The organism is Vibrio sp. CDRSL-10 TSBA (genome assembly GCA_039696685.1).
Taxonomy (GTDB): domain Bacteria; phylum Pseudomonadota; class Gammaproteobacteria; order Enterobacterales; family Vibrionaceae; genus Vibrio.
On the sequence record CP155566.1, the window covers coordinates 1,707,808 to 1,732,161 of the forward strand.

Sequence of the window (24,354 nt, forward strand, 5' to 3'; positions counted from 1 at the left end):
CAGTAATCATTCAGGCTGAACTCAACAGTAATCACTTTTTGATTTCACTTTTTAGCTTTAGGTAAGTACGGTAATACCCGCTGTGTGATTTGCGGTAATTCCATCCACCCTTCTTCACCAATCTGCTCAAGCCCGACCTGCGCTTTACCGTTAACTATCGGTACCACACTGCCATCACTAAGTTGGATTTCACCGTTTAGGTGATTGGCAAACTCGAGCGTTAATCCGCTGACCTTCGGTGTAAACCAACTGGCGAACATGCCACCTAAGTCTTTCAACATGCTCTGCATTTGCGGAAGTAAAGACTCGATTTCACTGTAACTGACACGACCCTGGAGCGGCTGTTTGGTCATGACAACCATAGAAAAATCACAACGTTGGTCATTGGGAGTGTCAACAAACACCAAAGGATTCGCCTGACGTAAGTTGTTATCCAATGGAACAATCAGCTCATTAATCGCCGAAGGCTGAAGCTCTTCATAATGCGCTTCTTTCTCCATCCACGCCTTGTCGATGTGACACAGTGTTTTGTCATCCGCATTGACGAAGAAAAATCCCACTTTGACATCTTTGTGATCATCTTCGACGTTATTTTTCATTTGTGAAAAGAGCTTGGAGTAAGTGAACATATATTCCTGAGCCCAGCTCGTACCCGGGATACTGCTGCAGATCCCGGCCAGAAGAACAATAGATATGGATTTTTTGATCATTCGCTTTGCCAGTAAGTCTCATTGTGGCGAATCATGGTCTGCAAATCGGTCACATAATCCGCTCCGCGTTCAGAGTACTTCAGCAAGCCTTGGGTTAAAGCCTCAGCGGTATCTGTGCTGAGCAAATCCTGCTCTTGCTGACGCAACTGCTGACGAATTTTACGCAGCTCATAATATGCTGCGTTGCGGTTTACGTTCATAAAGTAGCGGTGAATCGATTCCTGCACCGATCTGAACTTAGCAACTTCGTGGGTCATGCCTTCCTGACGAGCCAAAGGCACTAATCCGCAGCCTTTAGAGTAACACCACTGACCAAAATAGTTGTTACCTTCCACTGCAAAGCGTGACGTCCCCCAAGCAGATTCATTAGCAGCCTGGGTCAGCACCAACGCAGGTGGCAACACATCCACCCGGCGTTGCATGACACTCAGCCACTTTGCCGTGACTTTGTTGTCATTCATGTCCACTTTATACAGTGACGCCAAGTGCTTCGCATCCTGCTTGTCTTTGGTGGTGACATTATTCTGATCGAAGTGGGTCTGGATACGCTTCAGAATTTTACGTTCTTTCACTATCCGGGCATTTTCCAGTTCGATGCCCGGTTTAAGATAAGAGAAAAACGACTGTTTTTTTTCTGTCACATCACTGATTGCACTAAAATCCGGCGCATCACTGACGGCCTGTCCCGGATTTACCGACATTTCGACGGTCTCGCTCTCATGTTGCTTGACGTAATAAACACTGCAACTGGCGATGAGAACAACGGTCGATAAAGCAAGAATCTTACGCATCAAACACCTGTGGATTCTGGTTCTGGCTATTGTCATCGTCGCTGTGGTTAGAGGCCACAATCTTTAAACGGATCCCAAACATGTTTCGGTAAATAATACCTTTAACATGGAAGAAAAATGGTAACACAAACACAAGGCCAATGCCGTAGAACAACACGGCAGCGATAAACATCACCATCATCAGCGCGTAGATCACCGCCAGTTGTAACAGCTTTTTGTTTACCGCACGCAGTGATAACCACAGCGATTGCAGCGGAGATACATGCTTCTCACAAATCAGCAGCACTGAGTTACTGAAAGCAAGAGAAATATACATAGACAAGAGAGGAAACAGCGCACTGGCAATGCCCTGCAGCAACAGTCCGCACAGCGTGGCGATAATAACAGGTACAGTAAACTGCAGCCCTTTACTGATATGACGTGTTTTCGTCGCCAAACCAGCGGCATGACTCATTGCCATCAGTGACACACCCGCATAAATCGGCGCGCTGACGACTTCGTAACTGAAATTGGCGATAAAAATAGCCTGCCCCAGTCCATCCGGGAACTCGGCTTGCCCGGTGAAAACATCGGTAATAATCGAAAGATCACCAATTTGCAGCTTCAGTGCGATGAAAAATATGGCAAGTTGAGCCACAATCAGCATGACAATCGCAGGTGAAAACGAAAGAAAATGCTTGATGGTGTGGCTCCAGGCTTCCTTGAGCACATCACCGATTTTCAGTTGATACTGGCCCGACAGAGCTTGCTCAACCGTTCCCCCTAAATTGAAATCTCTTTCGATATCATTGTTCATAATTGGCCCTAGAGTGGCTTGCTAAAACACGATTCAACATAAATCAGCAAGTCAGATACATTTTTCGGTCATTATACTGAAATGCTACAGAGTCTAAACTCTGAGTAACAAATGTGTGTTGCTTTCTGTTTATTATGGTTGATAATTAACCGTTTGAAAGCATTCAAAGTTAACGCAAAGCCTATGGTAATTAATCTTTACTTTTAGGTGCAAAATTTTTTCTGTTTCAGAATAAGAAAACACTTTGATTTCGTAGTTTTGATGATTATGATTCGGCGATTATGAGTGTATGCATATATAGCATTTCTCAATGAGCAATCCTTGGTTTTAATAGGGAGAAAAACAGACGTTGAACGAACGACATTCAGTAGATAAACCAGTTATCCGTCTATCTGGTATAAGCAAGAGTTTTGATGGCAAAGAGATCATCAGCGAGTTCAATCTTGATGTGAATCACGGTGAATTCCTGACAATTCTGGGGCCGTCAGGATGTGGTAAAACAACCGTACTTCGGATAATCGCAGGTTTTGAAACAGCAGATGCTGGGCAAATTCTACTGGATAATCAAGATGTCACGTCGGTTCCTGCGGAGCAAAGACACGTAAACACCGTGTTCCAGAGTTACGCCCTGTTCCCGCATATGACGGTATTTGAAAACGTCGCCTTTGGCCTGCGCATGCAAAAAGTGCCGTCTGCAGATATTGAACCACGCGTGATGGAAGCGCTGAAGATGGTTCGTCTGGCAGAAATGGCGCAGCGTAAACCTCATCAGCTTTCTGGTGGTCAGCAGCAACGTATCGCAATTGCCCGTGCTGTGGTTAACAAGCCTAAAGTTCTGCTGCTTGATGAATCACTGTCGGCACTTGATTATAAACTTCGTAAACAGATGCAAACTGAGCTGAAGCAACTGCAACGTCAGTTGGGCATCACCTTCATTTTCGTCACCCACGACCAGGAAGAAGCCCTGTCGATGTCTGATCGTATTATCGTGATGCGTGATGGTGTCATCGAGCAAGATGGTTCGCCACGTGAAATTTATGAAGAACCGAAGAACCTGTTTGTCGCTCGCTTTATCGGCGAAATTAACGTGTTTAACACTGTGATGCAGGAACGCCTGGATGACAAACGTGTACGCGTTGAGATTGAAGGCGTCGACTCTGTGGTTTATTTCGATCAACCGGTCAATAACGGTACTAAGCTGCAGGTTCTGCTGCGTCCGGAAGATTTGCGTATCGAAGAAATCAAAGAATCGGAGTCAACCGGCATTGTTGGTCATATCACCGATCGTACCTACAAAGGTATGACGCTGGAATCCATGGTCGAACTCGAATCCGGCATGCGAGTGCTGGTAAGCGAATTCTTTAACGAAGACGATCCGGACGTGGACCACTCCATCGGTCAGAAAGTCGCGATCACTTGGGTTGAAAGCTGGGAGGTGGTACTCAATGATGAGCAAAAAATTTAATCTTCAGAACGCGATTATCACCTTAATCGTCGGTTGGTTAGTGCTGTTTGTACTTATCCCTAACCTGATGATTATCGGTACCAGTTTTCTGACTCGTGATGAAGCCAATCTGATCGATATGACTTTCACGTTAGATAACTATGCCCGCTTACTGGATCCGCTGTACGGCAAAGTGATGCTGCATTCGTTTTACATGGCGATTGTGGCAACGATTCTTTGTCTGATCATCGGTTACCCGTTTGCGTACATTGTCGCGAAGATGCCGCCGAACTGGCGCCCTATTATGCTGTTTCTGGTCATCGTGCCATTCTGGACCAACTCGTTAATTCGTACTTATGGTCTTAAAATTGTGCTAGGAACCCAGGGCATTTTAAACAAGGCGCTGATTGGCATTGGTTTGATCGACGCTCCGTTACGTCTTATGTATACAGAGACCGCAGTAATGATTGGTCTGGTGTACATTTTGCTGCCGTTTATGATTTTGCCGCTCTACTCCGCCATCGAGAAACTTGACGGCACATACATTGAAGCGGCGCGAGATCTGGGTGCGAACAAACTGCAGACCCTGACCAAGGTCATTCTGCCGCTAACCATGCCTGGCATCATCGGTGGTTGTCTGCTGGTTTCTGCTGCCTGCGCTGGGTATGTTCTACATCGCCGACCTGCTGGGTGGTGCGAAGAACCTGCTGATTGGTAACGTGATTAAGAGCCAGGTGCTCAATGCCCGTGACTGGCCATTTGGTGCGGCGACCAGTATCGCCCTGACACTCGCCATGGCGGTCATGCTGTACGCTTACTACCGTGCCGGTAAATTGTTGAATAAGAAAGTGGAGCTAGACTAATGGGTAAGACAGTTAGATTTAGCTTTATGAGTTTGGTGTACTTATTCCTGTACTTGCCAATTATCGTATTGATTGCTAACTCTTTTAATGACAATAAATTCGGTATTAAATGGGGTGGCTTTACGACCAAGTGGTACCATGCATTAGTAGCTAACGACAGTTTGATGCAAGCCGCCTGGCACTCGCTGAATGTGGCCGTGTTTTCTGCCACCGCAGCAACCCTGATTGGCAGCTTGACGGCAGTTGCTCTGTTCCGTTACCAGTTCAAGGGTAAAGGGCTGGTCAACGGCATGTTGTTTGTCGTTATGATGTCTCCGGATATCGTGATGGCAATTGCGCTGTTAGCGCTGTTTCTGGTACTGGGTGCGAATCTGGGTTTCTTTACCCTGCTGATTGCACACATTACGTTCTGTTTACCGTTTGTTGTGGTGACTGTTTACAGTCGCCTCAACGGGTTTGATGTCAAAATGCTGGAAGCGGCCAAGGATCTGGGCGCCAGCGAATGGGTAATTCTGAAAAAGATTATCCTGCCTTTGGCCAAACCTGCAGTTGCGGCTGGCTGGCTGCTGAGCTTCACGCTGTCACTGGATGACGTGATTATCAGTTCATTTGTCACCGGCCCAACTTATGAGATCCTGCCACTTAAGATCTACTCAATGGTCAAAGTCGGTATCTCACCAGAAGTCAACGCACTTGCTACGGTCATGCTGATTGTCTCTCTTGCGTTGGTGATTCTTTCTCAGGTTCTGACCCGGGAAAAAGTCAAGTAAAAGCACCGAAGCAGGAAGAGCACTTACCTCCTGCTTCATCTTCATCTAACGCCTTAATTGGGCAACGTCTGGTTTGGAGCTAACGTCAATGAAAAAATGGACTACTCTTTTGGCAGGTAGTATGTGTGCGCTGTCGCTGATCTCAACAAATGTCGCGGCAGAAGACAATGAACTGGTATTTATGAACTGGGGGCCGTACATCAACAGCGGTATTCTGGAACAATTTACTAAAGAAACCGGCATCAAAGTGATCTACTCAACTTATGAGTCAAATGAAACTTTGTACGCCAAGCTGAAAACACACAATGAAGGTTACGACCTGGTTGTTCCATCAACCTATTTCGTATCTAAAATGCGTGACGAAGGCATGCTGCAGAAAATCGACAAATCCAAACTGTCGAATCTGGGTAACCTGGATCCAAACTATCTGAATAAACCTTATGATCCAAACAACGATTACTCGATTCCGCACGTAGTGGCAATCACCGGCCTTGCTGTCAACACGGACATGTACGATCCGAATGACTTCCAAAGTTGGGGCGACCTGTGGAAGCCTGAACTGGCTGGTCAGCTGATGCTGATGGATGACACCCGTGAGGTGTTCCACATCGCGCTGCGTAAACTGGGTTACTCTGGTAACACCACTGACGACAAGCAGATTGATGAAGCGTACGCTGAGCTGCAGAAGCTGATGCCAAACGTTTTGGTATTCAACTCAGATAACCCGGCTGCACCTTACCTGTCTGGTGAAGTAGGTCTGGGTATGCTGTGGAACGGCTCTGCAGCAGCGGCGCAAAAAGAAGGTCTGCCTCTTAAGCTGGTATTCCCTAAAGAAGGCGGTATTGGTTGGGTAGATAACTTTGCTATCGCATCAGGCGCGAAAAACGTCGACGCAGCGCATAAGATGATCGACTTCCTGCTACGCCCGGAAATCGCAGAACAGATTTCTCGCGACACAGGTTACCTGACCGGTGTGAAAGCATCAAACGACAAGTTTAAAGACATCGCACCACTGTTCCCTTCTCAGGAAGATCTGGACCGTGTTGAATGGCAAGCGGCTGTTGGCGACAAAACTGTACGTTACGAAGATTACTTCATGAAGCTTAAAGCGGGTCAATAATCCCAATAAAATGAATGAAATAGGCAGCTTAAGCTGCCTATTTTTTTTTGAGCTGTTATAATCGGCGCTTATGCATAAACATGCTCTTGCCTGGCTAGGCTCTTACAGCAAACATGGAAATCTCATGAAAAGTAAACTGTATGCTGGCGCTTTGTGTGCTGCGACTCTATTCACAAGTAACGTGATGGCTGAAGACCAAGAACTGTATTTCTACAACTGGTCTGAATATATTCCTAATGAAGTCCTCGAAGACTTCACTAAGGAAACCGGTATTAAAGTAATCTACTCGACCTACGAGTCCAACGAAAGCATGTACGCCAAGTTGAAAACTCAGGGCGAGGGTTACGACCTGGTAGTACCTTCGACCTATTTTGTTTCAAAGATGCGTAAAGAAGGGATGCTGCAGGAGATCGATCACTCTAAACTGAGTCATTTTGCAGACCTGGATCCTAACTATCTGAACAAATCTTTCGATCCGGATAACCACTACTCTATTCCTTATATCTGGGGCGCGACCGGTATCGGTATCAACACAGATATGCTCGATAAATCTTCTGTTAAAAACTGGGGCGATCTTTGGGATAGCAAGTGGGAAGGCCAGTTGATGATGATGGACGATTCGCGTGAAGTGTTCCACATCGCATTGAGTAAGTTAGGCTATTCACCGAACACCACCAATCCAAAAGAGATTGAAGCGGCGTTCCACGAATTGCAGAAGCTGATGCCGAATGTATTGGTATTCAACTCAGATTTCCCGGCTAACCCTTATCTGGCTGGCGAAGTATCGCTGGGTATGCTGTGGAATGGTTCTGCGTACATGGCTCGCGAAGAAGGCGCACCGATTGAAATTATCTGGCCGGAAAAAGGTGCGATTTTCTGGATGGACAGCCTGGCTATCCCATCCGGTGCTAAAAACGTTGAGGCCGCTCATAAGATGATCGACTTCCTGCTTCGCCCGGATAATGCAGCGAAAATTGCAATGGAAATTGGTTATCCGACGCCGGTAAAAGCGGCTTACCCGCTGCTGCCAAAAGAGTTTGCTAACGACCCGAACATCTTCCCGCCACAATCGGTAATGGAAAGTGGTGAATGGCAGGACGAAGTTGGTGAAGCGGCTGCGCTGTACGAAGAGTACTTCCAGAAGCTGAAAGTAAATAACTAATCCTTTGCGATGTGTCTGACCACGTCAGACAATCCAGTGATTATCAAACAATCACCACCGCCCAAGGCGGTGGTTTAGGGATGACAAGCAAAAGCGGCTCGATTGAGCCGCTTTTTTATATCGGTCACCCAATGATTTTATCATGCGTGCTTGCAATCGGGTGCCTGCATGGCAAGCAGTTCATCCACCAACCGTGGTACTTCCACACTGGCTTTACCGTAACGTTTCTCAGCAAATTCCGTTTCAACTGCACTCGGTTCCAGGTTAATTTCAATCGTATGTGCACCGTGCATTTTCGCATCATGTACGAAACCGGCCGCAGGATAGACGACGCCCGATGTGCCAATCGAAATAAACAAATCGGCTTGTTCTAACGCCTCATAGATTTCACCCATACGCAGCGGCATCTCCCCAAACCAGACAATATGAGGACGTAACTGAGACGGGATTTGGCAGCAGTGACATAAATCGCCACTGACCAGATCGTCTTTCTGCTCGATCACCTGATTGGTCACAGCGCAGCGCGCTTTGAGCAGCTCACCGTGCATGTGGATCACGTGTTCGCTGCCGCCCCGTTCATGCAGGTTGTCGATATTCTGAGTGATGACGGTGACTTTACCGTCCAGTTCTTTTTCCAGCCGGCCAAGGGCGATATGGGCCGCATTAGGCTCGATGGTTGCGGATTGCAGCTTCCGGCGGCGTTGGTTATAGAAATCCTGAACCAGATCCGGGTTTCGCTCAAAGCCTTCGGGCGTGGCGACATCCTCGATGCGGTGGTCTTCCCACAATCCATCCTGAGCACGAAAAGTTTGAATACCCGACTCTGCCGAGATACCAGCGCCAGTCAGAATGACAACGTTGCGATACGGAAAATTCATACAACATCCTTTTATTTTACTTTTCTGCTAGCTTAGCACCGATATACCGACAACCCCAGTGCTGCGGATTAGACCATAGTCGGAATTTACAGCGCTCCTCGCCTGTTCTGTGACTGCAAACGCGCCTTAAACAATCCCCACCGTCCAAGGCGGTGGTTTAAGAATGACAACAACGAAAAAGAGCAGGCTCTCGCCTGCTCTCTCTGATCTAATGATGACAGCATTGTGTCACTGACGCTTGAATCTTTTCCGGTTTACTCTTCGTTAACCGATGAGATCTTGTGAATCGCTAGGTCCGCGCCATTGAATTCATCTTCTTCAGAAAGACGTAACCCCATCACAGCATTCAGCGTACCGTACACCACAAACGCACCAATCAGCGCAACCGCAATGCCCATCAGCGTACCCATCACCTGAACGGAAAGACTCACGCCGCCCAAGCCACCCAGCGCTTTCTGGCCAAAAATACCCGCAGCAATACCACCCCAGGCACCGCACACACCATGCAGCGGCCACACGCCAAGTACGTCGTCGATCTTGGTTTTATTCTGAACGTAAGTAAATAGCCATACAAACAGCACACCCGCAACGAGGCCTGTGATCAGAGCGCCCAGCGGATGCATCAGGTCAGAAACCGGCACACACTGCAACCAAACCGGCTAACGGACCGTTGTGGATAAAGCCCGGGTCGTTTTTGCCTGCGATCAGAGCTGCCAGAATACCGCCGACCATCGCCATCAGCGAGTTCATCGCAACCAGTCCACTGATGCCATTGAGTGTTTGTGCTGACATCACGTTAAAGCCAAACCAGCCAACACACAAAATCCAGGCACCCAATGCCAGGAAAGGAATATTCGACGGTGCAAAGTTAGTGTGTTTACCCGCGCGGATACGCCCTTTGCGCATTCCCAGGAAGATCACCGCAACCAATGCAATCCAGCCGCCAACGCCGTGGACCACAACTGAGCCGGCAAAATCATGGAAGCCTGCACCCATACTGGTTTCAAACCAGTCCTGGATACCGTAGTTGCCATTCCAGATAATTCCTTCGAAAAACGGGTAAACCAGACCAACGGTGAAAAAGGTTGCCAGCAAGATCGGATAAAAACGAGCTCTTTCGGCAATACCGCCAGATACGATAGCCGGAATGGCCGCCGCAAAAGTCAGCAGGAAGAAGAACTTCACCAGCTCGTAGCCATTACCCTGAGCCAGTGTTTCTGCGTCAGCAAAGAAGTTAGCGCCATAAGCGATCCAGTAACCGATGAAGAAGTAGGCCACGGTCGATATACCAAAATCGGCCAGAATCTTGACCAGTGCGTTGACCTGGTTCTTTTTACGTACGGTCCCTACTTCCAGAAATGCAAAACCTGCATGCATCAAAAACACCATAATGGCGCCAAGCAGTAAAAATAAGGTATCTGAACTTTGGGTCAGGGTTTGTACGGCACCATGTACCTGACTTACTGTTTCATTCATTCTCGTAATACTCCATAGCAAAAATAAACGCGCACAAAACAAGTGCTACTCAATTTTTATCTCACCATTTTGGTGAGTGAATTATAATTTTCGTTAGATAGAGCAAAATATGTTCCAACTATCTACAACTCAGTTAATAATCATGATTTTATAATTAATGCTATGATTTATAACGGTTTAATTGCGTGCGCCAGTAGCACGAACATGGCACCATCACTTCATTGCAATAACTTAAACGCACCAATTTGGATCGTTAGCACCAATTATGAGCGCACAAAGATGTAGCAATAAAGTTAACAACTTGGCTTGCTTACGAAAAGGCCGCCACTTCTGAGCGGTGTCATTTGAGTAACAGAGCAGATAATGAGGCCGGATAAAAAAACACCCGGACAATGCCGGGTGTTTGACTGCGATGGTAAAGCATACCTTAAAGGTTTGGCCCTTTTGACGGCTTATGAGGAATGTCACTTTTGAGCTGCTGCATGCCTTGGAACATGCGTACCACCCAAATCGTAATCGCAAATAAGGCGATTAAAGCACCTAAATATGGGATTAATGATCCGACTGTCGTCAGCCAGCTGTGGGCGTACCAATATCGGTTTACTCCCATAATTAATCCATTGGTGGTCGCCACCGAGACAATCAGCACGACAAAGAAAGTCAGGAACAAAAAGAAAGTGCGAATCAGGCCATAGTAATGTGAATTCGCCACGTCACCATCTTCATTCTTGTCCAGGCGATAGCCCGCGTAAATAATCCCGATAACACCTGAAAGCAGGCAGGTAAACGGTGTCAGCAGGCTGGCAATGTAAACAAACCACACCGAATTATTCTGGCTAGCGGGTTTCATGCTTTGGCTCCTTATTGACCGTCGTTGTGCTGGCAGACGTTTCCGCAGGTTCAATCTGTCCCTGCTCTTTCATCTCTTCATACCACAGGTCATGATGCTCTTTGGCCCAGGTTTCATCGACTTTACCGGTCACCATCCCTTCCAGCGCCCCTTCCATACCAAACAAACCGATATAGATATGGAAAATAAATCCGCAAATCAGCACCAGTGCAGAAATCATATGCACCAGATTGGAAAGCTCCATATCACGTCGGGTCTGGCCAAAAATTGGGAAATCAAGGATCAGACCACTGGCTGCGACAAACGCGCCGACGAAAATCAGCATCCAGTAAACGATTTTTTCACCACCATTAGAGAAACCGGCGGACGGATGCGTGCCCTTGTGCTTGCCAAACATACCGCCAAACTTCATAAACCACTGTAAGTCCACTTTATCAAACAGGGATTTCTTCCACCATTTGAACAACATACATAACAGCAGCAGGAAGAATAGCGGCCCCATATAGTTGTGGTACTGCTTCGCGGTATAAACAAGAAAGCCCCACACTTCAGACGGCACATAAGGTTTTAAAAAATGTTTACCGTAGACTAACGTCAGCCCGCTGAATGCCAGGGTCAGAAAAGTAAACGCCATGCTCCAGTGCATCGCGCGATCCAGCCGCGACCAGCGTTTAATTTTACGCCCGGTACGAGGCTTACTCAGCATGATTGGCCCCATCAGCACGTAGGCCAGGATGACCATCGCGATACTGCCAAAAATTGCAATCGCACCTGCCGGTGACATCCACTTCTCTTTCAGTATGTACCAGGCTTCTCCGGGCGCACTGATCAATACGCCGTGTTCCGAACCTTGCGAAGTGGTATAGCCCGCTTCACCATTACGGATCTGACGCCAGTAATCTGCGCCGGCCAGTTGCGTGAACTCTCTTTGCGCCACATCGGGTTTGCTTTGCTGCTCAGCAAACGAAGGCTGTACAGCAAAGAGCATCAGTGCTGCCAGTAATGGCAGCACAAAATGCATGGCGCGCGTCATCAAATGTCGCATCACCATTAACTCCTTGTTGCGTCGTAAGACAGATCTTCACCGTCGCTCCAACCTGCTCCTTTTGCGCCACGCTCAACCACACGTTGACGGAAGATATCAGAGACCGTCTCCGCATCACCGGCCATCAGTGCCTTGGTTGAACACAGAGAAGCACACATCGGTAGCTTACCTTCGGCAATGCGGTTCGCACCGTATTTCTTACGCTCTTCCTCAGAGCCTGGTTCTGTCTCCGGACCACCGGCACAGAAGGTACATTTGTCCATTTTGCCGCGTTCGCCAAATGCTGAGGTTTTCGGGAACTGCGGCGCGCCGAAACGGACAGGCAAACAGGCAGTAACCACAACCAATACACAGATCTTTGTTGTGCAGCACAATGCCATCTTCGGTATGAACAAAGCAGTCGGCCGGACACACCGCCATACACGGTGCGTCTGTACAGTGCATACAAGCAACCGAGATCGAGTTCTCGCCCGGCTCACCGTCATTGAGTGTGACAACTCGGCGGCGCTGAATGCCCCACTCTAACGCGTCGTCGTTTTCGTTTTTACATGCCGTGACACAGCCGTTACATTCGATACAGCGTTTGGTGTCACACATAAATTTCATTCTTGCCATGATTGGGCTCCTTACGCCTTACGGATGTTACACAGAGTGACTTTGGTTTCCTGCATTTGGGTAGTTGGATCGTAACCGTAAGTGGTTGCGATGTTTGCAGAATCACCAACAACGTAAGGCTGAGTACCTTCCGGATATTTATTGCGTAAATCTTCACCCGAGAAGATGCCGCCAAAGTGGAACGGAATGAATGCCATGCCTGGTTTCACGCGGCGTGTCACCATAGCTTTAACATGAATTCGGCCTTTCTCAGCGCCTTCTACCCATACGTATTCACCGTCTTTAAAGCCAAGATCGTTGGCGTCTTTCGGGTGTACCTCAACGAACATCTCCTGCTGCAGTTCAGCCAGCCAAGGGTTGGAACGGGTCTCTTCACCACCGCCTTCGTATTCAACCAGACGACCGGAAGTCAGAATAATCGGATACTCCTGCGAGACATCTTTATCCTGAATCGATTTGTACAGGGTTGGCAGACGGTAGATAGATTCTGCGTCATCCCAGGTCGGATAATCAGCAATCAGATCACGACGCGGTGTATACAGTGGTTCACGGTGCAGCGGCACGCGATCCGGGAAGGTCCAGACGATGGCACGTGCTTTCGCATTACCAAACGGGATACAGCCATGCTTGATCGCAACACGCTGAATGCCACCGGACATATCGGTCTTCCAGTTTTTACCTTCGGCCGCCACTTTTTCTTCCGGGGTCAAATCGTCCCACCAACCCAGATGTTTCAGTAACTTGTCACTGAATTCCGGATAGCCGTCTTCGATTTCACTGCCTTTCGAGAAGCTGTCTTCTGCCAGCAGATTTTTACCTTCAAACTCAACGCCGTAACGGGCACGGAACGTACCTCCGCCTTGCGCGACTGTCTTCGAGGTGTCATACAGAATGTGTGTGCCCGGGTGTTTCATTTCCGGTGTACCCCAGCACGGCCAAGGCAGACCATAGGTTTCCCCGTTGACCGGACCGCCTTCTGCTTCCAGACTGGTTTTGTGGAAGGTATGCCAGTTTTGCTGGTGAGCCTTGAGGCGCTCAGGGCTTTGGCCGGTGTAGCCAATGGTCCACATACCACGGTTAAACTCGCGGGTAATGTCTTCAATAACCGGTTGGTTGTTCTCAACCCGGATGTGCTTACATAACTGCTCATCGATACCGAGTTTTTTCGCCATCAGATACATGATTTCATGGTCTGGTTTGGAGTCGAACAACGGCTCAATCACCTGATCACGCCACTGCAGCGAGCGGTTGGAAGCCGTCACACTGCCGTAAGTTTCAAACTGAGTCGTGGCCGGCAGCAGATACACGCCATCGGTACGTTCGCTCATGACGGCGGCAACGGTCGGATACGGGTCAACAATCACCATCATATCCAGCTTTTGCATCGCTTTTTTCATTTCGACGCCGCGGGTTTGCGAGTTCACCGCATGACCCCAATAGAACATGGCACGGATGTTATCGCGCTGCTCAATGTTCTTTTTGTCTTCCAGAACACCATCGATCCAGCGTGAGACAGGAATGCCCATGTTATTGATGGGTTTCTGGCCACGGTATTCGTTCTGATCAAAGCGGTTCTGTACCCACTCAAATTCCACATCCCAAACGCCACACCAGTGTTTCCATGAGCCATCGGCCAGACCGTAGTAGCCCGGTAATGTGTGAGACAGTACGCCCAGATCGGTTGCGCCCTGTACGTTGTCGTGACCACGGAAAATGTTGGCACCACCACCGGATTTACCCAGATTGCCTAACGCCAGTTCCAGTACACAATAAGCACGGGTGTTGTTGTTACCTGTGGTGTGCTGAGTACCGCCCATACACCAGACCACACAACCAGGACGGTTTTCTGACAAGATCTTGGCCGTTTTGTACACTTCCGCTTCGCTCAGACCAGTAACACGTTCGACTTCCTGCGGGTTCCATTTCGCAACTTCGGTGCGAATTTCATCCATACCGAACACACGCTGACGAATGAACTCTTTATCTTCCCAGTTGTTTTTGAACACATGCCACAAGATACCCCAGATAAAGGCAACGTCAGTGCCCGGGCGTAGTGAAATGTAATAGTCCGCTTTGGCCGCTGTACGGGTGCGACGCGGGTCTGCGACAACAATTTTACAGCTGTTCTTCTCTTTGGCGATCAGGATGTGCTGCATCGCAACCGGGTGCGCTTCGGCCGGGTTGGAACCAATAAACAGGATCGACTTACAATTGTGCATGTCGTTAAAGGAGTTGGTCATGGCTCCGTAACCCCAGGTATTCGCTACCCCTGCTACGGTTGTTGAGTGACAGATACGTGCCTGGTGGTCAACGTTGTTGGTTCCCCACAGTGAGGCCAGTTTGCGGAACAGATAGGCCTGTTCGTTGCTGTGTTTGGCACTGCCCAGCCAATAGACAGAGTCCGGACCTGATTCCTGACGAATACGCAGAGCTTCGTCACCAATTTCGTTGATCGCCTGATCCCAGGAGATCTTTTTCCACTGACCGCCTTCCAGTTTCATCGGGTATTTCAGACGGCGCTCACCGTGACCATGTTCACGCAGTGCGGCACCTTTAGCACAGTGGCCACCAGCGTTGAACGGGTGATCAAATGCAGGCTCCTGACCGGTCCATACACCATTTTGTACTTCGGCATAAATACCGCAACCGACCGAGCAGTGAGAACAGATGGTGCGCTTCACTTCTGTTTTCGCATTGTGATCAACTTCGGCAGCCTGGGCTTTTTTAAGCATTCCCGGTGCAAACAGTGAAGCACCGACGGCGGCACCACCAGCAGCCAGCGAAGTATTTTTCATAAACGCACGGCGGCTAATCCCAAGCGGGTTGCTGTTTTTGCTCGTGCTGTCTGAACGTTTGGTTAATCTCATCGCTGCGCTCCTATAGCGTGTCGTAGTAATCACGAATGTGCTGGGTTTCGTGATACCCTTTTTTCAGTTCATTCTTATTTGCCTGGACCGGTGTTTCACTGGCGACGGCTTGCTGGGAAACACCCGCAACGACCGCACCTGCGACCGCTGCAGTTTCCCAACCCTTTCAGCAGATCACGTCTGCTTTGGTTGATGTCTTTTTGTTCTTTTTTCATCATTGCTTCCTTTATCCGTTCTTGCGGTTACCCGCATGACTGGAGCCTGTGTTGATCTTTTAAGATTGCTGTTCAGCTTTATCGGTGAGGTTTTTCACCTCAATTTTGTGTGTATTCTTGCGACTGGATGGCGCCTGGGTCAGGCTGACATGTTCCAGCGTTAAAAATGCGCCCAGTAACTCGGCCACAGCACGATAAAACTGTGCGTGCTCCGCCTGATTCATCTGATCCACCAGCTTGTTGTACCAGGTGGCAATGTGACGGTTGAAAAAGGCTTTTTGCACCGTATCCCGGGTTTCGATCAGATACGCCATGGTCTCGCATAAGGCGGAAATATGATCTTCCGGCTCTTTCACCGTTTCTTCACGTTCCAGGCCGATTTGACTGAGGTGAAAACGAATTTCGGCCAGCGGTTTCTCCATCAGAGAACCGGTTAAATGCCAGGAGGCAAAAGGCACGACTTCACCGCGCCCGATGCCGATAAACAGTTGTTGGTATTCCTGTTCCAGATCCGGACGTTCTACTGCGCGAGCAGCTGCGGACAGTGACTGCCAAGCCTTCGCCATCGGAGTCTCATTCGCTTCGCTTTGCAGATCAGCCAGAAACTCAATTAATGGCGCAGAAGGCACATCACGCAACAGCGTCGCCAGCAAAAGATAAATGTCGCAACGCATTGCATCGTCACCCTGTTCGGTTTGCTCAAGGTGTTGTGAAGGATCAAATTGAATGGCCTGATCACTTTGCATTATGTTTTCCTTCCCTAGTAATTGAGCTGTTTTTCCGGATCGTTAGCCATGGACTCAAACACATCGACGACACGACAGTCTTCACACATCGCGATACGATTCAACGAAGCCTGGTCCGAGAAATGTGAGTGACCGCGTAACTTATCTTGCAGCATGGTGATCATCGATTGTGGCGCGAACGGTTTCTGACAACGCAGGCAATGGGCCGGCTCTTCCTGATGCAGTGTGACGACGGCCTGGCGCTGCTGCTTGTCCCAGTTAATGCGCGAGGATGACGTTAGTGCGCTTTCCGGACAGGCTTTAACACACAAGCCACATTGCACACAGTCTTGCTCGACGAATTTGAGTGATGGCATATCGCCTTCATGATGAAGGGCGCGTGTCGGACAGACCGCAACACAGCTCATACACAAGGTACAATCCTGAGTAGAGCATTCGATTGCGCCGTAGGCAGCAGTCGCAGGCAAAGGTTGAATCGCGGGTTCGATCTGTTTGTGCTCTGCCAGAGCGTCCAGTGCCTGAAACAGTCGTTGACGCTTATTGCCTTCGAGTTCGCCCAGTTGCAGTCCGAGTGGCTCGGTACACAAGGTCGGTGTACCGTCTCGCAGCGATTCGAGATAGAGAATATCAACCGTCTCTTTATCAATACCGAGCTGACTCAGGAAACGTCTGCGCCATCGTGACTTCCTGATTGAGGATGCGCATCACGGTAGGTGGCATATGACGACTGGCTGCAAACAGTACTTGAGTCGCACCATTTACCAAGGCCGCAAACCAGGAGTCCATACCCACCGAAGGCAGCTCTTCCACAGTGACTGGAATTACGTTATCCGGCAGCGCTTGCAACGCCATCAGGTTATATTGCTCATGACGTGAACTGCAGATCAGAATCACAGCCTGATCACCACCGGCTTGAGCATAGTTACGTAGCAGGCGTTCAATGAATTTTTGTGTGTCAGTCGGATTAGGCAGTGCATAGTGAATAGCTTCAGTGGGACAAGATGTCGCACAGGTCCCGATGCCCTGACATAAATACGGGTTGATCTGAATCCGATGACCGGTTTTGTCACTGCCTTCACTGGACAATGCACCAGCCGGGCAAGCATCAACACAACGTTCGCAGCCTTTCACACCTCGTGAAGAGTGAGCACATAAATCGGTATCGAGACGGAAATACTTAGGTTTGTCGAAGGTTCCCATTAATTCAGGAATCTCTTCTAACGCATCAGACAGTTTGGGATGCCCGCGACCGACCGGGAAATAGCCAGGGACAGGCACTTCTTCAGTCATGACACCATTCAGAGACATATCCAGCACGATATCAAAACAGTCCTGCGAGATTGCGGCCTGAGCCAGATTGATTTCCTGACCGCGATTTTCGACCGCGACACTGAATGCACCGAGAAATCCACTGATTTCTACGCTGTCTGCGTAATAGAGTTGATTACTGTCAGAAGGCTCTCCGTCCACAGACAAGAGAGTGACAGACGCCATTTGTGATAATTGCAGCGCCGCCCGTTCGATAAGGCTGGTTGGACCAAGAATAAGCGTGTGCCCGCCACTTTCGTAACTGACCGTAGGCGGAATTAAATTGGTAAGTTCGACGGTGTTTTCAATGGCAGACCACCGTGCACGTCCATTCGGAGATGTCGCTTGTTGTAAATATTGCTTTAACATTGCTCGTTTCCATCATGTGAGCGAATCTTGAGTGCCCGCTCTTTTTGACTACTTTAGCAATTAGCGTTCCAACCTATAAAATCATGTCAAAACAAAGAGTTAATAAATAAACCGTTCAATGTGTCGACACAAATAAAAAAGATGAGACAAATTGTCTCATCTGGTGAAAGGGTATTAGGTACAAAATGTACCTGATAGTTGTAAGGATAAGAGTTTTTGATAAATCAGGAATTAAGTGGTCGATTTTGTCCCATCGTCCGGGTTGTCGACACGATATTCAGGATCTGTTTCAGATTGAGCGGATGCAGCAAGTTTGCCGTCAAGCGCCGTTGCCTCCTTGCCTGACATGCCATTTATATTGACGTCGCGATTAACATTAACAGCTTCAACATCATCCACCAAATCATTACCTGAAGCGGTATCAGCGCTTTCTACGCGACTCACCTCGGACTCATTGTGTACGGTTTGTGCCTCTGAGCCAGGCTCATCTTCCGGTTTATCGTCGGCCTTATTCAGCCAGTCACGTAAACCCTGCGCGACTTCAGTCGACAAGCTTTTTACTTTGGAGTAATCGTGATCATAATCATTCAGCCGATCGACTTCGCTAAACTCGCCGCTCAAAAACAATTTACGCAGTGCTGCTTTTTTTACTTGTTGACTGGCTTCCGATGCCAGCAAGGCAGCGACAGACTGGGGTTGCTCATTCGCACTCTCTTGTGCCTTGCTGTCCTCTGTTGCCACAGCCTTTGCTGCACTATCACCTTCTGCCTCGGTACCAGTTTGTGAATCAACACCATCAGCAAGAATCGAATCCGAGGAATGAAGTTCATTGGTTCGAGTGCCTGAATCGACGTCTGCCGCACCGGTTTCTGAACCAGAGCTGTGTTCCGCCGGCGACGCCGGGTCAACCTCAGCCTCATGTTGTTCTTCAAGTTTGCGCTTTGACCAACGGGAAAGAAACGAATTATTGTCCACTGGCTCTGCCCGCCCCTTTACGTTTTTTACGTTTCACTTCCAGCAGTTCGCCATGTCGGCCAATAAAGGCTTCCATCCAGGCCTGAATCGGCAGCGGCATATCGGTCGAGAGCACCAGATAGTCACCATCCATATATTGGCCTGCTACGCTTTGTGACGCGGTGAGCGTAATGATCTTTGGAGGAGTTCCCTCATCGTCTGGATTTTCCAGCACCAGAAACAATTTAGGTTGTTGAGAGCTCAGGTTGAAACGATAGTCGGTTCGTTCATCGCGATACAGTTCCAGCACGGCGATAAATGCGCTGTTTCTGGCTCGGATGCAGATTAAAGCCGGCTAATTGCCATTGGGTGGTAATCCAGATCCCGGTTGTGATCTCATGCTCAATCAGATCACATGCCAATGGCCATAGGGTCTCGGTCTTTTCTGTATCCATGATTTTGATTTGCGGTTCTGACATGGGAAATTCCGTAATATTCTCGTTAGGCGGTCTGACTTTGTTATCGGCACTATCCTTATCAGCACTAGATGGCGCCTTTTTTCATAGTCTAGAACAAATCTAAACACTTAAAAGTGCAGATGATGTTTTAAAACTGCCGCTCCGGTCTGTGACTGTCAATGGATTTCAGCACACCCGGAGCATTGTCTTTTCAATAGTTGAAATAGCGACTAAGCAATAACTAAGCCATTTGTTAGCTATTTTGTTAGTTATTTTTGAACTTTAATTGGTCACTTGGGAGCTTTAACTCATTACTCCGTCACTTTGACATGGCGACTCTGGTACTTTAGACACAATTTACGCTACTTGGGTTAGACCGCTTAAAACTTTTTAGCTAGGGTTTAGGCGCTAGCTGATATTTCACTTCAGCCGGACCGTATCAAAAAAAAAGACCTTACCCTATAAAAAGGATGCCGCAGTGAGCAAGTTATCCGTTATCAAAACCAGTGAAAACCCGTTACAAACCATGGATGTAGATGTGTATGACGAATATGGGGAGAAATTGGTCAAATCGATCGCGTGTGAGCGTCCTCTGACCGTACTGCTTAACTGGAAGGAAATCGTCACTCTGATGACACTAGGGTCGCGGCCAGACGCTCTGGTTCTGGGCTACCTGAAAAATCAGAGTTTTATTTCCGATCCTGACGCGCTAGACTCGGTCATCATTGACTGGGAGACCAATTCTGCCGCCGTGGTTACCCGGGAAAACATTGATCACCTTGAGTCGGCATTAAAGAAAAAGACCGTCACTTCAGGCTGTGGTCAGGGCACCATGTACGGCAACGTGATCAAACAACTGGAAAACTATCAGGTTCCGCAACGCCCGCTTAAACAGTCTCAGATTTATGCAGCCCTGGAAGCGTTAACCCATCACAATGACACGTATAAAAAAGCAGGTGCCGTGCACGGCTGTGCAATCTGCTTTGAAGATCAGGTGTTATCGTTTGTGGAAGATGTCGGTCGCCACAATGCCGTCGATACTCTGGCCGGAGAAATGTGGCTCAACAATATGAGTGGCGAGGATAAAATCTTTTACACCACAGGTCGTTTAACCTCAGAAATGGTAATCAAAGTTGCCCAGATGGGGATACCTGTCTTGCTCTCCCGCTCCGGTGTGACCCAGATGGGACTCGACCTCGCGCAACAGTTTGGCATCACAACCATTGCCAGAGCAAAAGGACTGCGTTTTCAGGTCTACAGCGGTGCAGATAAAATCGAGTTTGATGTCAAAGGACATCTGGCAGACTAATTTTCAATAACCAACATAGCCAATAACTAATAACCAATAATCAATAATCAATAGCCAAACGGCAGTTCATCGCTGCCGTCTTAACTGAATTCGCAGCACCATCACACATTTTAACCCGTTGTTCGAATAGCCTAAGCTACACTTAATTTGATAATCAATAACTTATTAAGTGAATTCGTCAATGTCGGCTATCTATCATTCTACGTTGTTACGCCCCTGGTCCGTGCTGATACTGATCAGCCTGCTGAGCTTTTCCGCTACAGCAGAGTGGCAATATGACGATGTCAACCTGGTTGCCCAGACGCCACAAAGCATACGAGATCTGGAACAGAACATCAGTGAATTGCCTGAACGGCCAATGATGGATCGCACACAGCAACAACGTGTTCAGCAGTTATTGAAAGCAACTTTACTGCAACAGCAGAACACGGTTGACGAATTTTCGACTCTGCTGGCGCACTACCAGCAGCAAGCAGATGAACTCAATTGGTTTAATCTGCAGCAAAGTTATTTAGCCCTGACCAGCTTGTCCCGCAGCAAACAACGTTTGCTTGAACTGAGTGATGTGTATACCCGCAGCGTGCTGACCGGTTTTAGTTTCTGAAGGTGCTGAACAGGCCCGGCTTGAACTGCATCAGGCTCGTTTAATGCTGCACTATCAATGGCACTGGCAAATAAGGCAGTTAGAGACTCTATGGCACAACATCAGCAGAGCGCCGCTCACTTTCTTTGGCCTGTTGATAAAAGTCGTGGTGATTTTTGGGGTCTTGTTCTGGTGGCTGGGTCACAGCCAGCCGTTGATCAAATTGTTCTGGCGTACTTACCTGCAAAACAAACAAAAACCGGCCATCTGGGCACGACTGGTGTGGTATGTGAGTAAAGCCAACCGAACGATTGCCTGGATGATAGCGCTGACCCTTGTCCTGCAGAGCCTCATTCATCTCGAGAGCCTGCAGTCGCTGCGTTATTTGCAATGGGCCATTTGGTGGCTTTTGGGCGGTCGCATCGCGATAAATCTGCTCAGCGAGTACTTCTACCGCACCCGTCGTACATCAAATCAGGCATTAATCGATTTACGCCACAGCTCGATTCGTCGTCTTATACGCACCTTAGTCATGAGCGGACTGATTGTGCAGCTCTCTTTACCTTTACTGGCCAAAAGCACCCTTTATGACTGGCTGACCGATGCCGTCATCGTGTGGATTATCCTGATGGTCACCTCGGTGTTAATGTGGTGGCGTGAGCGCACCTTCGCGGTTATCGACAAACAAGCAGACAAACCTCTGTGGGTGAAATGGGCTGCGAATAAACAGCAAACCCGGTTGTTGTGTATACCCGCTACCTTGTTGGGAGTGCTTTGGATTGGGTTAAATGCACTGCAGCGCCAACTGATGTCTGTGATGTCGAGCTACAGCTTTTGCAGTCAGGCACTCGCCTATCTGTTTCGTATCGAAGCCGCCAAGCAGAACAACAACCGCTGCAACGAACAGGAATACACTCGCGTTAAAGGTGATGAAACCTTCGACTATGTACTACCGGGCCATATGGACAGCCCCCTGGTTGAGTACGCGCAGGATGAATTTCAGCAGCTGAGCCGCTATTTGCTCAGTGACAGTCCGGCGATGTGTGTGGTGTCCGGCGAGCGTGGCATTGGCACCACGACCTTGTTACATCGGCTGCTGAATAAAGTGAAAAACGCCCGCCCGGTTTATCTCAATTGCCCGTATTCCGGGCTGGATAACCTGCTATCCCAACTGGCGGTAAAACTCGACCTGGCCGAGGATGCCAGTGAGGTGCAAATCATCGCTGCGCTGCGACAGAGTGAGGAAAGTTATCTGATTGCGATTGATAATGCTCAGCGCCTGGTTAAGCCGACCGTTGGCGGGCTGAAGGAGTTACTGCATCTGACCAACTTGCTGCGCCGCAGTAAGCAGAATCACCGAGTGGTGATGGCCATTGAAAAATCGAGCTGGCGCTTTGTCGATCGCGCACGTGGTGAACGGCTGTTATTTGACTGGGTGACCATTCTGCCGCGCTGGAATGAAGTACAACTGGGTGAATTGCTCGACAGTCGCATCAATCAGGATAAGCAGTCGCCGATATCGTTTGAGGGATTACTGGTTCCCCGCCAGTGGGGCGATGAGGAGCACAGCGATGAAGAGCGTTCACGGTTGGGGTTCTATCGTATTCTGTTGCACTACTCAGATGGCAACCCGACCGTAGCGTTGCGCTTTTTCCGCCGTTCTTTGCATCGTCACAAAGAAAATCATCAGGTTGTGGTGCGCTTGTTCCATACACCTGATGCGCATGATCTGGAATCCATGCCCAAACCTATGCTGGCTGTACTGCGCTCGATTGTGCAGCTTGAAGTCGCTTCTCCGGATGAATTATCGGAATGTACTCAACTGACCATTCCTGAGGTGATTGGCATTATGCGGTACTTTGAAAGCCGTGGATATCTGGAATGGGCGGAAGATAAAACCCGAATTTCCGACCACTGGTATCGCGCGATTACCAATGTGCTGGACAGACAACATTTGCTGGTGAAATGATGAAAATATCCCATGTCCCCATACCCGATGTGACTCTATCCCGTGTGACTATTATTGTGCTGTGCGGCCTTGCGCTGATGATAAGTGCACCTCTAGCCGCCGAAGAAGCCGTTTCAGACATACAGGACATCAAACAGATTGCCAGCCTGGTACGTTGGAGTGGTGTGTTCTTTTCGCTGCTGGTCGTCGCTGCGACCTGGCTGCTGCTCAAGTTCGTCAAATCTCTTATAAGAACGCTGGGAACTCAGTTCGTCCAGTACCGCATGTTGCTGCAGAAATTTCAGTCGTTTTTCCAGTTCTTTATGTATCTCAGCGTCGCGGCGATCGTGGTGATGCTCAGCTTCCGTATTAATGACCACATGCTGGCACTGATTGGCGGTACGCTGGCAGTCGCGGTTGGTTTTGCGTTAAAAGATCTCGCGGCGTCGTTTATTGCCGGAATCACGGTTGTGATTGACCGTCCATTCCAGGTTGGTGACCGCGTCACTTTCGAAGGCCATTATGGCGATATTATTGAAATCGGGCTGCGCTCAGTGCGGATGCGGACCTTATCCGATGACATTATCACCATCCCCAATAACAAATTTCTCAATGAAATCACCTCCAGCGGTAACTATGGTGCGCTGGATATGCAGGTGGTGATCCCCTTCTATGTCGGTTTGGATGAAGACATTGCGCTGGCTCGCGATCTGATACAAGAAGCCGCCTCAGCAAGCCGTTATATTCATCTGCCTAAACCGGTCGTGGTCCTGGTCAAACAGACTATGACCGAAAGCTATCTCGCGGTGCAGCTGACCTGTAAGGCGTATGTAGTCGATACTGCCTACGAAAAATTATTTGAAACTGATATTACGTTGCGGGTCATGAAAGAATTTAAAACCCACGGCATTAAGCCGCCAAACAGTGCGTTTCAGAATGCCTGATGCCGTGTCATAGCCACAAGCTTTTAGCACATACGCTCTGTTCGACCATGCCAGTTCAGCGCAAATAAACAGCCATGCCGGCGATGGGCATGGCTGCGAATCACGAAGAAATAACTAAGAAGAAATAATGAAT

The 24,354-nt window shown here is 48.7% G+C and carries 15 protein-coding genes and 7 pseudogenes; 8 read left to right on the forward strand and 14 right to left on the reverse strand.

Annotation, left to right across the window (positions count from 1 at the left end; all coding sequences use genetic code 11):
* Window positions 1-44 precede the first annotated feature (44 nt).
* Genes ABDK09_15400 through ABDK09_15410 form a run of 3 tightly spaced genes read right to left on the reverse strand, consistent with a single transcriptional unit; the run spans window position 45 to window position 2,297 of the window.
* Window positions 45-710 (reverse strand): DUF2987 domain-containing protein, encoded by a 666-nt coding sequence (locus ABDK09_15400; GenBank protein XAW88507.1) that lies wholly within the window; start codon window positions 708-710, stop codon window positions 45-47.
* A complete protein-coding gene (locus tag ABDK09_15405; GenBank protein XAW88508.1) occupies window positions 707-1,501 on the reverse strand; it encodes a glucosaminidase domain-containing protein in 795 nt (264 codons plus the stop codon). Before ABDK09_15405 ends, ABDK09_15400 begins: the two co-directional genes overlap by 4 nt.
* Window positions 1,494-2,297, reverse strand: a complete 804-nt coding sequence (locus ABDK09_15410; GenBank protein ID XAW88509.1) for a hypothetical protein — start codon at window positions 2,295-2,297, stop codon at window positions 1,494-1,496. Before ABDK09_15410 ends, ABDK09_15405 begins: the two co-directional genes overlap by 8 nt.
* 349 nt (window positions 2,298-2,646) lie before the next feature.
* Here ABDK09_15410 and potA point away from each other — a divergent pair, with 349 nt between their 5' ends.
* The 5 genes and pseudogenes from potA (at window position 2,647) to ABDK09_15435 (ending at window position 7,656) form a co-directional block, all read left to right on the forward strand.
* Complete coding sequence (gene potA / locus ABDK09_15415; protein ID XAW88510.1) at window positions 2,647-3,762, forward strand: spermidine/putrescine ABC transporter ATP-binding protein PotA; 1,116 nt, start codon at window positions 2,647-2,649, stop codon at window positions 3,760-3,762.
* Window positions 3,746-4,604 (forward strand): annotated as a pseudogene (potB, locus tag ABDK09_15420) (spermidine/putrescine ABC transporter permease PotB). The gene potA and the pseudogene potB overlap by 17 nt, the downstream one beginning before the upstream one ends.
* The gene (gene potC, locus ABDK09_15425; GenBank protein ID XAW88511.1) at window positions 4,604-5,374 is read left to right on the forward strand and encodes a spermidine/putrescine ABC transporter permease PotC; all 771 of its coding nucleotides are present in this window, start codon (window positions 4,604-4,606) and stop codon (window positions 5,372-5,374) included. Before potB ends, potC begins: the two are co-directional and overlap by 1 nt.
* Window positions 5,375-5,462: 88 nt before the next feature.
* The gene (locus tag ABDK09_15430; GenBank protein XAW88512.1) at window positions 5,463-6,494 is read left to right on the forward strand and encodes an extracellular solute-binding protein; all 1,032 of its coding nucleotides are present in this window, start codon (window positions 5,463-5,465) and stop codon (window positions 6,492-6,494) included.
* Window positions 6,495-6,618: 124 nt separating this feature from the next.
* Window positions 6,619-7,656 (forward strand): extracellular solute-binding protein, encoded by a 1,038-nt coding sequence (locus ABDK09_15435; protein XAW88513.1) that lies wholly within the window; start codon window positions 6,619-6,621, stop codon window positions 7,654-7,656.
* 140 nt (window positions 7,657-7,796) lie between these two features.
* Here ABDK09_15435 and cobB read toward each other — a convergent pair whose 3' ends face one another.
* The 11 genes and pseudogenes from cobB to ABDK09_15490 all read right to left on the reverse strand — a co-directional run bounded on the left by cobB (window position 7,797) and on the right by ABDK09_15490 (window position 19,458).
* Window positions 7,797-8,534 carry a Sir2 family NAD+-dependent deacetylase gene (gene cobB, locus ABDK09_15440; protein XAW88514.1) on the reverse strand — a complete coding sequence of 246 codons (738 nt, stop codon included), beginning with the start codon at window positions 8,532-8,534 and terminating at the stop codon, window positions 7,797-7,799.
* 254 nt (window positions 8,535-8,788) lie between these two features.
* Window positions 8,789-10,010, reverse strand: a pseudogene (locus tag ABDK09_15445) (ammonium transporter).
* A 427-nt stretch (window positions 10,011-10,437) separates the two neighbouring features.
* Window positions 10,438-10,860 (reverse strand): hypothetical protein, encoded by a 423-nt coding sequence (locus ABDK09_15450; GenBank protein ID XAW88515.1) that lies wholly within the window; start codon window positions 10,858-10,860, stop codon window positions 10,438-10,440.
* On the reverse strand, window positions 10,847-11,905 hold the full coding sequence (locus ABDK09_15455; protein ID XAW88516.1) for a formate dehydrogenase subunit gamma: 1,059 nt from the start codon (window positions 11,903-11,905) through the stop codon (window positions 10,847-10,849). Before ABDK09_15455 ends, ABDK09_15450 begins: the two co-directional genes overlap by 14 nt.
* A gap of 5 nt (window positions 11,906-11,910) precedes the next feature.
* Window positions 11,911-12,520, reverse strand: a pseudogene (fdh3B, locus tag ABDK09_15460) (formate dehydrogenase FDH3 subunit beta).
* An 11-nt stretch (window positions 12,521-12,531) separates the two neighbouring features.
* Window positions 12,532-15,387: a formate dehydrogenase subunit alpha gene (locus ABDK09_15465; protein XAW88517.1), complete on the reverse strand. Its 2,856-nt coding sequence runs from the start codon at window positions 15,385-15,387 to the stop codon at window positions 12,532-12,534.
* Between the two features lie 10 nt (window positions 15,388-15,397).
* Window positions 15,398-15,602, reverse strand: a pseudogene (locus ABDK09_15470) (twin-arginine translocation signal domain-containing protein).
* Window positions 15,603-15,661: 59 nt separating this feature from the next.
* Window positions 15,662-16,276, reverse strand: a complete 615-nt coding sequence (locus ABDK09_15475) for a molecular chaperone (GenBank protein ID XAW90755.1) — start codon at window positions 16,274-16,276, stop codon at window positions 15,662-15,664.
* 86 nt (window positions 16,277-16,362) lie between these two features.
* Window positions 16,363-18,025: pseudogene (locus ABDK09_15480) on the reverse strand (4Fe-4S binding protein).
* 231 nt (window positions 18,026-18,256) lie between these two features.
* On the reverse strand, window positions 18,257-19,000 hold the full coding sequence (locus tag ABDK09_15485; GenBank protein XAW88518.1) for a DUF3306 domain-containing protein: 744 nt from the start codon (window positions 18,998-19,000) through the stop codon (window positions 18,257-18,259).
* Window positions 18,990-19,458, reverse strand: a pseudogene (locus ABDK09_15490) (DUF3305 domain-containing protein). Before ABDK09_15490 ends, ABDK09_15485 begins: the two are co-directional and overlap by 11 nt.
* Before the next feature lie 457 nt (window positions 19,459-19,915).
* On the opposite strand from ABDK09_15490, the gene ABDK09_15495 reads away from it, so the two are divergent.
* The 3 genes and pseudogenes from ABDK09_15495 to ABDK09_15505 all read left to right on the forward strand — a co-directional run bounded on the left by ABDK09_15495 (window position 19,916) and on the right by ABDK09_15505 (window position 24,221).
* A complete protein-coding gene (locus tag ABDK09_15495; GenBank protein ID XAW88519.1) occupies window positions 19,916-20,746 on the forward strand; it encodes a formate dehydrogenase accessory sulfurtransferase FdhD in 831 nt (276 codons plus the stop codon).
* A 181-nt stretch (window positions 20,747-20,927) separates the two neighbouring features.
* Window positions 20,928-23,298: pseudogene (locus ABDK09_15500) on the forward strand (ATP-binding protein).
* A gap of 77 nt (window positions 23,299-23,375) precedes the next feature.
* Complete coding sequence (locus tag ABDK09_15505; protein XAW90756.1) at window positions 23,376-24,221, forward strand: mechanosensitive ion channel domain-containing protein; 846 nt, start codon at window positions 23,376-23,378, stop codon at window positions 24,219-24,221.
* Window positions 24,222-24,354: the final 133 nt, after the last annotated feature.

Coding starts and splice junctions, on each gene's coding strand:
- ABDK09_15400 (XAW88507.1), bottom strand. CDS start 710: ATGATCAAAAAATCCATATCTATTGTTCTTCTGGCCGGGATCTGCAGC.
- ABDK09_15405 (XAW88508.1), bottom strand. CDS start 1,501: ATGCGTAAGATTCTTGCTTTATCGACCGTTGTTCTCATCGCCAGTTGC.
- ABDK09_15410 (XAW88509.1), bottom strand. CDS start 2,297: ATGAACAATGATATCGAAAGAGATTTCAATTTAGGGGGAACGGTTGAG.
- potC (XAW88511.1), top strand. CDS start 4,604: ATGGGTAAGACAGTTAGATTTAGCTTTATGAGTTTGGTGTACTTATTC.
- ABDK09_15430 (XAW88512.1), top strand. CDS start 5,463: ATGAAAAAATGGACTACTCTTTTGGCAGGTAGTATGTGTGCGCTGTCG.
- ABDK09_15435 (XAW88513.1), top strand. CDS start 6,619: ATGAAAAGTAAACTGTATGCTGGCGCTTTGTGTGCTGCGACTCTATTC.
- cobB (XAW88514.1), bottom strand. CDS start 8,534: ATGAATTTTCCGTATCGCAACGTTGTCATTCTGACTGGCGCTGGTATC.
- ABDK09_15450 (XAW88515.1), bottom strand. CDS start 10,860: ATGAAACCCGCTAGCCAGAATAATTCGGTGTGGTTTGTTTACATTGCC.
- ABDK09_15455 (XAW88516.1), bottom strand. CDS start 11,905: ATGCGACATTTGATGACGCGCGCCATGCATTTTGTGCTGCCATTACTG.
- ABDK09_15465 (XAW88517.1), bottom strand. CDS start 15,387: ATGAGATTAACCAAACGTTCAGACAGCACGAGCAAAAACAGCAACCCG.
- ABDK09_15475 (XAW90755.1), bottom strand. CDS start 16,276: ATGCGTTGCGACATTTATCTTTTGCTGGCGACGCTGTTGCGTGATGTG.
- ABDK09_15505 (XAW90756.1), top strand. CDS start 23,376: ATGATAAGTGCACCTCTAGCCGCCGAAGAAGCCGTTTCAGACATACAG.